The sequence below is a fragment of the Ignavibacteria bacterium genome (genome assembly GCA_017303675.1).
GTDB lineage: Bacteria > Bacteroidota > Ignavibacteria > Tepidaquicellales > OLB5 > OLB5.
In genome coordinates this window covers 877,078-890,333 of record JAFLBX010000002.1, presented here as the reverse complement: position 1 = coordinate 890,333, position 13,256 = coordinate 877,078, and the positions used below count along the sequence as shown (strand labels likewise).

Here is a 13,256-nt window from a genome sequence, read left to right as displayed (position 1 = left end):
CGGGATGAAACTGCCGCCGCAGTTTCTCGGGGGGCGGGTGAGAAAAATCCGTAATATTAGTTTTAATTTTGATCACACGAAAACAAAATCCATGTTTAATTTCCAATCGGGGTTTGTTTCTGTAGAGAGGACCCACCGGGTCGTCTCAGATTATAATGGTGCCAAAGTATGAGGCGCGCGCGAAAAACAACCCCCATCAAAAATTATCGTAACGGGTAAATTATGATAAATTTTAATTTTAAAATGAATTCTGAATATAGTCCCCCCTTTAGCAAAGGGGGGATAAAAATCCGCAAGTTTGGTAATAATTTTGATCACACGAAAACAAAATCCATGTTTAATTTGAAATGGGGGTTTGCTTAGTTTGTTCTTTTTCATCACTATATTAATCATTGTAAATACCTTAAAATTACACTATATTTAAGTTTATTTTAGTTTTAAGTTGCTATTTAACAATGGGTTGCATTGATAGTTGCTGCCCTAATATAACTTTTTATTAATATGTAACAGAGACCCCCGCTTGCGCAGGGGAAAAAAATATGTTTAAAGAATTACCCGATAAAATAGATCAGTCTCAATTAGAAAAAGAAGTTATATCTTACTGGAAAAGTAATGATATCTTTTCCAAAAGTATATCAACCCGCGATGGGAAACCATCATTCACATTCTATGAGGGTCCGCCCACAGCAAACGGCAAACCCGGAATTCACCACGTAATAGCGCGCGCAATAAAAGATCTTATCTGCCGCTACAAAACATTAACGGGTCACCAGGTTTACCGCAAAGCGGGATGGGATACCCAGGGGCTTCCGGTTGAAATTGAAGTTGAAAAAACGCTCGGCATAAAGTCAAAGGATGATATCGAAAAGCTTGGCGTTGAAAAGTTCAACAAGGCATGCCGTGATTCCGTGTTCAAATACCTCAAGGATTGGGAAGAGCTTACCGAGCGCATGGGTTACTGGGTGAACCTGAAAGATGCGTACATCACATATAAGAATGAATATATAGAATCAGTTTGGTGGTCGCTTAAAAAATTCTTCGATGCGGAGCTTATTTACCGCGGTTATAAGATACAGCCTTACTGCCCGAGATGCGAAACGCCTCTTTCTACCCACGAAGTGGCGCAGGGTTATGAAGATGTAAAGGATCCGAGTGTTTACGTTACATTCAAAATAAAAGATGGCCAGGGTTACGATGGTTTCAGCTTCCTTGTGTGGACTACTACACCATGGACACTGATATCCAACGTTGCGCTTGCGGTTGGACCCAAAATTACCTACGCTAAAATTCAGTTTAAAGAAACTGGCGAAAAAATAATTTTAGCCAAAGAGCGCCTTGCCGTAATAAAGGAAGATTACGAAGTGCTGGGTGAAGTGCCGGGCAGTGAGCTTGAGCGCGTGGAGTATGAACAGCTTATGCCGTATGTTAAGCCTGATCCCGAAAAGAAGGCGTTTTATGTAACGCTTGGTGATTTTGTATCTACAGAAGACGGCTCGGGTATTGTACATATTGCTCCCGCATTTGGTGAAGATGATTACCAGGTCTCGCGCAAATACGGCCTGCCGATAATGCAGCCTGTTGATAAAAGCGGTAAGTTCACAAGCGAAGTCACGGATTTTGCGGGCAGGTTTGTAAAAGAAGCCGATGATGATATTATATTAAAGCTTAAGGAAGAAAAAAAGCTTTACAAAAAAGAAAAGTTCGTTCACTCATACCCGCACTGCTGGCGCTGCCACAGTCCATTGCTTTATTATGCCCGTGAAAGCTGGTACATCAACACACCCAGCTACAAGGATAAAATGATAAAGCTTAACAATGAAATTAACTGGTTCCCGCCGGAAACCGGCACGGGGCGTTTTGGCAACTGGCTTGAAGAGAACCGCGACTGGGCGCTCTCACGTGACAGGTACTGGGGAACTCCGCTGCCTATATGGGGCGCAGAAGTTGACGGCAAAATGGTTTATGAAGCGATCGGCTCCATAGAAGAGCTCAAGGCTAAAGCCGTGAACTATGATGAAGTTTATCCCGCAGGCACTGAGCTTGACCTGCATAAACCGTTCATAGACAGGATTAAAATTAAGTCAGAAAAATACGGCGTTGAAATGACGCGCGTTACTGAAGTTATAGATGCATGGTATGATTCAGGCTCCATGCCGTTTGCGCAGCATCATTACCCGTTTGAAAATAAGGAATTGTTCGAGCGCAACTATCCCGCTGATTTTATCGCCGAAGGCGTTGACCAGACAAGGGGATGGTTCTACAGCCTGCACGCTATAGGTACTTTTATTTTCGGTGATAAAGCGTATAAGAATTTGATTGTGAATGACCTTATACTGGATAAAGACGGCAGGAAGATGTCTAAACACGTGGGTAACGTTGTTAACCCGTTTGAAATAATGGATAAGTACGGCGCTGATATACTGCGCTGGTACCTGATAAGCTCCTCACCTGTTTGGCGTCCCAAGATGTTCAACGAAGAAGATATGGTTGAGGTGCGCAATAAGTTCTTTGATACTGTAATTAACACTTACAGGTTCTTTGTTCTTTACTGCAACCTGCTTGGCGTTTCACGCGCTGAGCTTGAAAAGAATTCCGTGCCTGTAAACGAAAGGCCTGAAATTGACCGCTGGATAATTTCAGCATTCGAGAAGGCAAAATCTATTTACATAGACCTGATGGATGGTTACCAGATAACCAAGGCTGTGAGGGTGCTAAGTGATTTCGCAATTGATGACCTTTCAAACTGGTATGTGCGCCGCAACAGGAAACGTTTCCGCCAGCCTGATGGCGATGCTGACAGGCAAGCAGCCTACGGCACATTGTATGAAGTGTTAACCGGTTTGCTGCAGCTTGTATCTCCAATAGCGCCGTTTATAACAGAGAAGCTTTACCGTAATTTGACTGAAGCGGAATCGGTTCATTTAAGTTATATTGCGGAAAACAGTGAAAATATTGACGCAGAGCTGAACTATAATATGGATCTTGCCAAGAAGATAGTATCACTTGCCAGATTCATGCGCGTGAAAAATGACCTGAAAACACGCCAGCCGCTCAGGCAGATACTTATTGCAATAACCAATGATACAGAGCGCGAAGCAATAGAAACGATGAAGGATATTATCCTTGAGGAAATAAATATTAAAGAGCTTAAGTTCATAGAAAAGGATTCAAGCCTTATCAGGCGTTCAGCAAAGCTGAACTTTAAGGTTGCGGGTCCCAAGTACGGCAAGGATGTGAAGAAGGTGGCGCAGCTTGCAGTAGAGCTTCCGCAGGAAAATATAAATGAAGTCATTGCCAATGGCAAAACAGCCTACGGCGGGTATGATTTCACCATGGATGACCTGCTTATTCAGACAGAAAACATCGAAGGCTGGGTGATAGAATCACAGGATAACCTGACGGTTGCGCTGGATACCAAGCTTGATGAAGAGCTTGTGAGCGAGGGCATTGCGCGTGAGTTTGTTAGCAAGGTGCAGAATATCCGCAAGGAAAGGGATATGGATGTAAATGACCGCGTAAAGATAAGCTTCCTTGCTGATAAGGAGCTTAGCAGCATAATTACCGGGCAGAAAAAGTATATATCAGAGCAGACAATGGCTGAATCAGTAAATGAAGCCGCTGCGGATAAGATGAACCGCTCTGAAGAGCTGAATATCAACGGCAGGAACTGCCGGGTCTCGGTTGAGAAGGTGGGGTAGGATTCAGGTTGCAGGTGTCAGGTTGGAGGTGTCAGGTTTCAGGTTTCAGGTTGGAGGTTGCAGGTTGGAGGTTACAGGTTGCAAGTGTCAGGTTGGAGGTTACAAGTTGCAGGTTGCATGTTTCAGGTTGGAGTTTTAGGTTTTTTTGTAGATTACAATTTTTTTTGATCCATAGCTCCGTAGGAGCGGTATGTTTGTAGTAATGCAATTGTTTTGATTCACAGCTCCGTAGGAGCGAAATGTTTGTAGTAAGGCAATTGTTTTGATTCACAGCTCCGTAGGAGCGGCATGTTAGTAATATTAAGAGAAAGTTTAATATAAATAATTAATATAATTCCGTTAAACGGATCGAGCAGTAATAACAAAAAGGAAACAAATTATGGCCGTCAGCAAAGTTAAAACCAAAAAGAAAACTGCGGTAAAAAAATCAGTAAAGGCTGTTAAGAAAACTTCGGCTAAAAAAACTACAGCCGCGGGTAAAACAAAGACTGTAAAAAAAGGAACCGCAAAAGTAAAGAAAACTGTTAATAAGGTATCAGCGGGCAAGCTTTCGGCTAAATCACCTGCGGAAAATAATACTGTGAAAACGAATTCAAAAGCTAACGGCAAAACCTATCTTAACGAAAAAGACCTGAAATTCTTTACAGAGCTTATTGTAGAGCAGAAGAATGAAATTCTTGAGAACGCCAGGAGGCTGAGGGAATCATTGATAGATGAGAACACGGGCGATTACGTTGGCGACCATTCAACTTTCAGCATGCATATGGCAGAGCAGGGCTCTGATGAAATGGAGCGCGAAAAAGCTTATATGTTCATTCAGCGCGATGAAAAGCATCTGTTCTACCTTGAAAACGCGCTTGAAAGAATTGCAAAAAAGACCTACGGTCTATGCATTTCATGCGGCAAGCCGATAAGCAAGGCAAGGCTTGAAGCTGTGCCGATTACATCACATTGCATTAATTGTAAGCAAAGCCTTTCGAGTTAAATATTAGACTTTATTGTCTTCCTGAACTTGTTTCAGGGTATGTTATTAAAATATTATTAGATGCTGAAACAAGTTCAGCATGACTGGTGAAAAAATATTATCACCTTCACTTAAAAATTGAAATATTGAAAGTATTATTCATAACGCTGATAGTTGTAATTATTGATCAGGTAACCAAATTATGGGTTAAAGGTATTAAGATAGAATCGCTTGGTATTGATATCAAAGGAATGCCTTATGGTTCATCAAAGCCGCTGATAGGGGATATAGTAAGGCTTACGTTCATAGAAAATCCCGGAATGGCATTCGGAATTGATGTTGGCCCCAAAATGTTCCTTACGATATTTACTATAATAGCATCGTGTTTTATTTTCTTCTATATATATAAGCACAGAAATGACGGGATACTGATAAGGCTCTCGCTGGCTTTGATACTTGCGGGTGCTATCGGTAATTTAATAGACAGAACGTTTTACGGTGTTATCTATAATTATGCTCCGCTTTTTAACGGCAAGGTTGTAGATTTCATGCAGGTTGAGTTCTGGGATTTTACGATCTTCGGCAAAACATATACCACATGGCCTATATGGAATATAGCGGATGCGGCTGTATCAGCGGGATTTTTGATAATACTGTTCTTTCATAACCGTATATTCAAAGTTGTTGATCCCCAACAGCCTGTTGATACTGACGGTAACCCCATTGAAAGCACACAGGTCTCACCGCCGGTTGACGGCGAGTACCCCATTGAGCCTGATAAAATCGTACTTGAGGAAAATTCCATTCAGCCCGGTGATAAAATTGAAAGCGGTGATGAATTAAAGAACAAACCAATAAATAATTTTGACAATTCTTTAAGCGAGAGTATCCAAATTGAAGATACAACGGAAAATGCTTCTGCAGGTCCCGGCGGGCCAATCGAAAATAAGAATTGATAAATACTTAGCCAACCACATTGAAAATTCTTCCCGTACAAAGATAAAAAACGCAATGACCGATGGCTGCGTGGAAGTGAACGGCAAAAAGATAAAAGCCAATTATGTAGTGCAGCCAAATGACTCCATAGAAATTACCCTTCCTTATTTACCCGATAAAGAAGACGTAAAGCCTGAAAATATCCCTTTGGATATTTTGTACGAGGATAATTACCTGATGATAGTAAATAAGCCGGCGGGAATGGTAACACACCCGGCTTATAAAAATTATTCAGGTACGCTTGTAAACGCGCTGATGTATTACATGGGCGATGCCGCAGCGAAGCTGCCGCGCTTGAACGGCGATGAAGATGAAGGCGGCGATGAGCGCGCGGGTATAGTGCACCGGCTTGATAAGCATACTTCAGGCATAATGGTAGTTGCCAAGGATGAAGATACCCAGAGGAAGCTCTCAAAGCTTTTCAGCCGCCACGATATTGAGCGCGAGTACCATGCGATTGTATGGGGTCACTTTAAAACCAAAAAGGGCAGAATTGAAAAGCCGCTCGGGCGGAATCCGAAGGACAGGAAAAAATTCGCAGTGATAGAAAGCGGAAAACATGCTATCACAGATTATGAGGTTATTAAGGAGTTTGATTTTACCTCGCTTGTAAGCTTAAGGCTTCATACCGGGCGCACGCACCAGATAAGGGTGCATATGAGCTCAATGGGACACTCTGTTTTCGGTGATATTGAATACGGCGGCACAGAGCCGCACGGCATTCAGCTCACATCAAACTTAAAGCACCGCATTAACAACCTGCTGGAATTAATGCCCCGCCAGGCGCTACACGCCAAGGTGCTGGGGTTCACTCACCCTATAACAGGTAAACCTCTCAGATTTGAAAGCGACCTGCCCGATGATATGAAAAAGCTGATTAAAAAGCTTTAAGTTTGTAAGCCATTCCCCGTTGTTGGTCTTGAGACCAACAACCAATTTATTTGTTGGTGACAACACCAACAAATGGGAAAATAAATTTAAGCTCTTAGAGTTTGTAAGTTATGAATATAAAAATTTACTGGTATTGCTTTAAACGCCAATGCAGGGAATTCTATGAGCTTCTTACAATTCATAAGCTCATATCATGCAGTTTAGATGAATTCATGTCACATTTTACCGGCAAGAAATTTCATGATGAAGAAGTATTGATAGGTGATAAGATCACATGGTTTGGTAGTACTGAAACATTTGATGAAACATTTAAGTATCTAGCTGAAATGGGGTTTATAGATAAAGAACTTGCTTCATCAAAAGCGATGGAAGGCCATTTTATAGTTTCTGGAGCACCTGTAACAGTGAATGTAAATTACTTGTTATCACTAAATGCATTATTTCCTGAAACAACAGGCTACAGGTGTAAAACCAGATTGTATTATAAGGAAAGGAACCAAAAAAATACTATATTGAATGTTTTATCAGGCTTAAATCTTTGATCAATAATTTGATTAGTCAGTTACCTGCAGCAGTTTTTTTGCTTCCGTGATTTTTGCATCTCGTTTATCTTTGTTGTCATATTTCCAAATAATATCCTGGCCACCGCTGATAGAAAAATTTATTGTAAAATATTTACCGTTAGTGTCATCATATACACCTATTGCGGCAACATTGTTCAAATTGACATATTGAAATTTTGTTTCGGTTTCAGCATATAACAGCATTATAGTATTCCTTTCATGTTAAATTCATTTTTCAAATATACATTTTACAACTATTATTATAAATGTATCGGGAGTCATAATCTCCGGAAAAATTTTTGTTTTTGTTTCAGTTTAATTTACAGCGGCACTTATATGTTCTTTTAAATCTGTGATAGAAGTAATTAAAATTACTGAATAACTCACCTTACTTCTCCCTTGAATAATTTTCAAATTTTAAGCATATTTGTAAATTATAGAATTACGCCGGAGTAGCTCAGGCCTGCCTGACGAATCCGGTATAATTAAGTAAAGCCGGAGTAGCTCAGGTGGTTAGAGCGTCGGAATCATAATCCGCAGGTCGGGGGTTCAAGTCCCTCCTCCGGTACAATTAACCAATTTAAATTCTTCGATTTTAAGGAGAAAAACCGCAGGATTTAGTCCATAATTCCACATTTCGGGCTTTATTTAAGGAATGTTTGCTCAGTTTCTTCGGGTTCTGCAGCAATCCCGTTAAGGATTATAAAACCAATTGCTGATATTCCGGCATTCCTTTTTCTGCATAAGTCAATACAGCATGGGCAGCGTTGACTCTGATATTAAGGCTGATCTTCATACTCACACTCACTTTTCCGATGGTTATCATACACCTGAAGAATTAATTCAAAAAGCCAAAACAGCCGGCTTAACTCATCTTGCAATTACCGATCACGATAACGTTGATGCAATTGATGAAGCAATGGAAATTGCTTCAGGATATAATATTGAGCTTATTCCCGGAACGGAAATAAGCGCAGAGCATAACGGTAAAGAAACCCATATACTTGCTTATTATTTTGACCATAAAAATCCTGAACTGCTCAATTACCTTCAGAACTTCCGCAGTGAAAGAATGAAACGCGCACAGAAGATAGTTGAAAAACTGAATGAACTTGGGATGGCTATACAAATGCAGGATGTGCTTTCCCAGGTAAAAGGCAATGGTTCAGTTGGCAGGCCGCATATAGCAATAGCATTAATAGAAGGTGGTTTTGTCAATAATTATTACGATGCATTTAATAAGTACATCGGTGATGATAAGCCCGCTTATGTTAAGAAGCCAAACATTTCAACCAAAGATGCAATATCGCTTATCAGCAGGTGCGGCGGTTTATCATTTGTTGCACATCCTGGTAAAAGCATGCGGCACAACAATTCGCTGTTTGAGATGATTGAGTTCGGGATTGACGGCATTGAAGTAGTGCACCCTTCACATTCAGATTATGATATTGAATATTTCAGGGATATTGCTTCGCAGTATTTCCTGCTTGAAAGCGGGGGAAGTGATTTCCACGGCGGCAGGATTAATGATGTTTCAATACTTGGAAGATATTATATACCTGAGATCAAGATAACCGCAATGAAAAACCGATTGTTTAAAGTTTAAAAAAAATGGCTAAAAGTAAAAAGAAAATTTCAAGGAAAACCACTAAAAAAGGCTCCGGCAAAATAGCCGTAATAGTGAGCAGGTTTAATGAAGAAGTGACAGAAGGCTTGCTTAAGGGAGCGATGAGCGTGCTGCATGAAAATAAATATGATGATAAAAATATCAGTGTTATTCATGTCCCTGGCGCGTATGAAATTCCGTTAACAGCAAAACACCTCTGCATGAGCGGTAAATACTGCGGGGTTATCTGTCTTGGTGCAGTTATTAAAGGTGAAACAGCTCACTTTGAGTATATTTCCAATGCAGTATCAAACGGGATAATGACATTAAATCTTGAATATGCAATGCCGGTTTCGTTTGGAGTGCTTACTTGTTACACAGATGAACAGGCAGTAAAACGTTCCTCTGATGATGAGCATAATAAAGGCAGGGAAGCGGCATCGGCTGTACTGGATATGATCAGGATACTAAAAGAAATATAATTTTAAAAATTGAAGCAAACCCGCGTAAATACTCTGTTCGGGATAAAATACCCGATCATTCAGGCTGGTATGGTATGGACTTCCGGATGGCGTCTTGCATCAGCAGCATCAGAAAACGGATGTTTGGGGTTGATCGGGGCAGGCTCTATGAAACCGGAGCTTCTAAGCGAACATATAACCAAATGCAGGAATTATTTTAAGGAAAAAAATATCTCTCCTTCATTCGGTGTGAACATTCCTTTGATTCGCGGTGATATCAATGAATTAATAAAAACTATTTTAAAGGAAGAAATAAAAATTGTTTTTTCCTCAGCGGGAAATCCCAAAGCCTTTTCAAATATTTTCAGGGAAAACGATATTACCTGGGTACATGTAGTTGCATCGGTAAAACACGCGCTCAAAGCGCAGGATGCAGGCTGTGACGCAGTTGTTGCCGAAGGTTTCGAAGCCGGCGGACATAACGGCATTGATGAAATTACAACTCTTTGCCTCGTTCCCCAGGTATCACAAGCCCTGGAAATTCCGGTAATTGCAGCCGGTGGAATAGCGACCGGGGGACAGATAGCTGCATGTATGGCTATAGGCGCAGAAGGAGTTCAAATAGGAACCAGATTCGCAGCTTCAATGGAGGCTTCAAGCAGTGATGTTTATAAAAATAAGATAGTAGAAGCAAAAGATAACGATACTTATCTTATTATGAAAAAGCTTAACCCGGTAAGATTGTTCAAAAATAAATTTGCCGAAGAAGTAATAAAAGCTGAACAAAGCGGAGCTACAGCAGAAGAGCTTACAGAATTACTCGGCCGCAAAAGAGAAATGAAAGGAATTTTTGAAGGCGATCTTGATGAAGGCGAGCTTGAAATGGGACAATCCAGCGGCTTAGTAAATGAAATTCTGCCTGTAAAAACTATTGTTCAGAACCTGCTTAAAGAATATGATAATGCCGTTTTATCATTATGATCTGTGAAAATATGATTTTTATCCCCGATTAAACCCTTGAAATAGTATTGACTTATTAATATTAATAGATTAGTTTCTCATACTCTATTCTTCCTGTTTTATAAATTTAAAAATAAACTCACCAATTAAATTATACAGGAGGTTTCAAATGAAAAAACTATTCTTCATTGCTCTTCTTGCTTTAATTTCATTCTTTTCGATGTATGTTGATGACGGTCCAAATACATGGACGCAGTCATTAAGCAGTGCCGGACAAATTTGGGGTATAGCGGTAGCCCCTTCGAACCAGCAGGTCATTTACGCGGCCAGTAATTCTACCGGTATGTGGAAAAGTACAAATGCCGGATTGAACTGGGTTCAGGTAAATACAGGCCTGAATAACCTGATACTGCAGTGTGTTGCTGTAGCGCCATCAAATGCCAATATTGTGATGTGCGGTTCAACCAATACCGGGACTGATCCGGGTGTGTACCGCTCAAGTGATGGCGGCACAAGCTGGTCAAGAGTAGTAACCGGCATATCCGAAACCGCATTGAACATTCAGGCAATTGCTATTGATCAATCAAACCCAAGTACTGCATACTGTACAGTTTTTGACGGCGCGAATAATTCCGTTAACGGATTGTATAAAACCACAGATGCCGGCGCAACATGGTCGCCTTCAGTATCCGGGGTAGGAACAATTAAGAATTTTTTATGCGTTACAATAAATCCGCTTAACCCTAACGTTATTTATGCCGGTACATCTTTTTCGCCGCCATCTACGGGTCCATCAAAAATATATAAATCAGTCAATGCCGGCGGTAGTTGGTCTGATATCAGCAACGGACTTCCATCACTTACCACAGATATCAAGCCTATCAGAAATATCAGCGTCAGCAGGACGGATACAGCAGTATTGCTGGCCGGACTGTTTATCAATACTGATACTCTTGGCGGTGGAATGTATGTATCAACGAACGGCGGCAGCCTGTGGGTAAGGAGAAATAATGGTATTCCGAACACAGTCGGTTCACTGCCGCGTTCACAGATTATCAGATACGGCAGCTCCACAGATTTTTTTGTCGGCATGGGTAATGCCACAAACGCTAATGTCGGCGTATTCAGGTCAACTGACCAGGGGCAAAGCTGGCTGCCTTTTAATAACGGCTTAATGCTAAATACATATACTGTACGCGGGCTTGATTTCAAAACTACAGGTGATACAACTATATTCGCAGCGGTTGCGCATCCTACTGTCATAACAGGGCAGGGTGTATTTGAGTATTCCTGGCCGCCGCTTGCAGTTGGTGATCCTGACCCGATGATTCCACAAACCTACATGCTGAATCAGAACTATCCAAATCCGTTTAACCCTGTTACAAAAATATTTTACCAGGTACCAAAAACCGGGGTTAATGTAAAGGTAGCGGTATTTGATCTCAACGGGAAGCTGGTTACAGTTCTTGCTGATAAAATTATGAACTCATTCGGCGAAACACTGGAGTTTAATTCTGATGGATTAAGCAGCGGAATTTATTTTTATTCCATAACTGTCAACGATCCTGATGCCGGTGGTATGACAGTCTTTACAGAGACCAAAAAAATGATACTTCTTAAATAAATTTTTCGCTTCAAAGATCACTTAAAACTATCCCCTCTTGATGTTTGAGAGGGGATTTTTAATTTTAAATCTCATCTTTTTTTGGTAAATTTGTATAAATTTACTAAAAACAGTTCAATGAAAGATATTATAAAGATTGCTTCAGGGCAGGGATTTTGGGGAGATCTTATTGATGCTCCGGTACACCAGGCATCAAAAGGCGATATTGATTATTTAATGATGGATTACCTTGCCGAGGTAACAATGTCTATTTTGCAGAAACAAAAATTAAAGAATCCCGCATTCGGCTATGCCCGTGACATTCCCCCCCTTATGGAAAGGCTGCTCCCGTTATTAAAAGAAAAGAAATTTAAAGTTATAACCAATGGCGGCGGTGTAAATCCATTAGCCTGCCGGGATGCTATTTTTGAAGTTGCCCGTAAGATAGGTATAAGCGGCATCAAGATAGGTATTGTAATGGGCGACAATATCCTTGATAATATAGATTCATTGCTAAGTGAAGGTGTTTTGTTAAAGAACATGGAAACCGGCGAAAGCGCAGCGGCAATAAAAGATAAAATATTAAGCGCTAATGTTTACTTTGGCGCATTGCCTGTTGTACAGGCTTTGCAGCAGGGCGCTGATATTGTTATCACAGGCAGAGTTACTGATACTGGCTTAACGCTTGCACCTATGATATATGAGTTTGGCTGGGATATGAATGATTTTAACAAGATGTCAGCGGGAACTATTGCCGGTCATATTATTGAGTGCGGCGGACAGGCTTCAGGCGGAAATTTTCTTGGTGACTGGGAATCAGTGCCTGATCTGGCAAGAATAGGCTTTCCAATAGTAGAAGCGCATAAGGACGGTACATTTTATATCACAAAACACGAAGGCACTGGCGGACTAGTTTCGACAGAAACAGTAAGCGAACAGCTTTTATATGAGATCGGCGACCCGGCAGATTATATTACCCCTGATTGTGTTGCTGATTTCACGTCAATTCATCTAGAGCAGGAAGGAAAAGACAGGGTTAAAGTATTCGGAATAACCGGCAAGCCTGCTACTGAGTTTTATAAAGTATCAATGTCATACGATGACGGCTACAGCGCTTTTTCCACTTTAACATATTCTGCCCCGGATGCATTAAAAAAAGCAGAAGCTGCTGATAAGATATTGCGCACAAGGCTTGATGACCTTGGATTGAAATTTGATGAAATAAGGACTGAATTACTTGGTTATAACAGCTGCCACGGTCCCTTGGTAAAACGCCATGAAGATCTTAGCGAAGTTGTGCTGAGGATCGGGGTCCGTGCAAAGGATAAGGCTACTATCGAAAGGTTCAGCAAGGAAATTGCGCCTCTGATATTGACGGGTCCGCCAAGTGTAACCGGCTTCGCCGGAGGCAGGCCCAAGCCAAGTGATGTTGTTGCATACTGGCCAGCGTTAATTCCAAAAACCAAAGTTACACCGCAGGTAGTTGTAGAAGGCATTTAAAACGATGCAATATA

General features: G+C 41.1%; 11 protein-coding genes and 1 tRNA gene. 11 read left to right on the top strand and 1 reads right to left on the bottom strand.

Annotation, left to right across the window (positions count from 1 at the left end; translation table 11 throughout):
• The first annotated feature begins 539 nt into the window (after positions 1–539).
• The 5 genes from J0M37_13460 (at position 540) to J0M37_13440 (ending at position 7,091) form a co-directional block, all read left to right on the top strand.
• Entirely contained in the window at positions 540–3,698 is a 3,159-nt protein-coding gene (locus tag J0M37_13460) for an isoleucine--tRNA ligase (GenBank protein MBN8586092.1), read from the top strand.
• A 379-nt stretch (positions 3,699–4,077) separates the two neighbouring features.
• The gene (locus J0M37_13455) at positions 4,078–4,683 is read left to right on the top strand and encodes a TraR/DksA C4-type zinc finger protein (GenBank protein ID MBN8586091.1); all 606 of its coding nucleotides are present in this window, start codon (positions 4,078–4,080) and stop codon (positions 4,681–4,683) included.
• A 125-nt stretch (positions 4,684–4,808) separates the two neighbouring features.
• Complete coding sequence (locus tag J0M37_13450) at positions 4,809–5,618, top strand: signal peptidase II (GenBank protein MBN8586090.1); 810 nt, start codon at positions 4,809–4,811, stop codon at positions 5,616–5,618.
• On the top strand, positions 5,575–6,549 hold the full coding sequence (locus J0M37_13445) for an RluA family pseudouridine synthase (protein ID MBN8586089.1): 975 nt from the start codon (positions 5,575–5,577) through the stop codon (positions 6,547–6,549). Before J0M37_13450 ends, J0M37_13445 begins: the two co-directional genes overlap by 44 nt.
• Before the next feature lie 110 nt (positions 6,550–6,659).
• Positions 6,660–7,091 (top strand): hypothetical protein, encoded by a 432-nt coding sequence (locus J0M37_13440; GenBank protein MBN8586088.1) that lies wholly within the window; start codon positions 6,660–6,662, stop codon positions 7,089–7,091.
• 12 nt (positions 7,092–7,103) lie between these two features.
• On the opposite strand, the gene J0M37_13435 is transcribed toward J0M37_13440, so the two are convergent.
• On the bottom strand, positions 7,104–7,316 hold the full coding sequence (locus J0M37_13435; GenBank protein MBN8586087.1) for a hypothetical protein: 213 nt from the start codon (positions 7,314–7,316) through the stop codon (positions 7,104–7,106).
• A gap of 290 nt (positions 7,317–7,606) precedes the next feature.
• Between J0M37_13435 and J0M37_13430 the strand changes: the two genes are divergently transcribed.
• The 6 genes from J0M37_13430 (at position 7,607) to J0M37_13405 (ending at position 13,242) form a co-directional block, all read left to right on the top strand.
• Positions 7,607–7,680 (top strand) — tRNA-Met (locus J0M37_13430).
• Positions 7,681–7,869: 189 nt separating this feature from the next.
• The gene (locus J0M37_13425) at positions 7,870–8,718 is read left to right on the top strand and encodes a PHP domain-containing protein (protein MBN8586086.1); all 849 of its coding nucleotides are present in this window, start codon (positions 7,870–7,872) and stop codon (positions 8,716–8,718) included.
• A 5-nt stretch (positions 8,719–8,723) separates the two neighbouring features.
• On the top strand, positions 8,724–9,200 hold the full coding sequence (locus tag J0M37_13420; protein ID MBN8586085.1) for a 6,7-dimethyl-8-ribityllumazine synthase: 477 nt from the start codon (positions 8,724–8,726) through the stop codon (positions 9,198–9,200).
• A 9-nt stretch (positions 9,201–9,209) separates the two neighbouring features.
• On the top strand, positions 9,210–10,160 hold the full coding sequence (locus J0M37_13415) for a nitronate monooxygenase (GenBank protein MBN8586084.1): 951 nt from the start codon (positions 9,210–9,212) through the stop codon (positions 10,158–10,160).
• 148 nt (positions 10,161–10,308) lie between these two features.
• Positions 10,309–11,763, top strand: coding sequence for a T9SS type A sorting domain-containing protein (locus tag J0M37_13410; GenBank protein ID MBN8586083.1), 1,455 nt, complete (start codon positions 10,309–10,311; stop codon positions 11,761–11,763).
• 117 nt (positions 11,764–11,880) lie between these two features.
• Positions 11,881–13,242, top strand: coding sequence for a DUF1446 domain-containing protein (locus J0M37_13405; GenBank protein MBN8586082.1), 1,362 nt, complete (start codon positions 11,881–11,883; stop codon positions 13,240–13,242).
• The last annotated feature ends 14 nt before the right edge of the window (positions 13,243–13,256 follow it).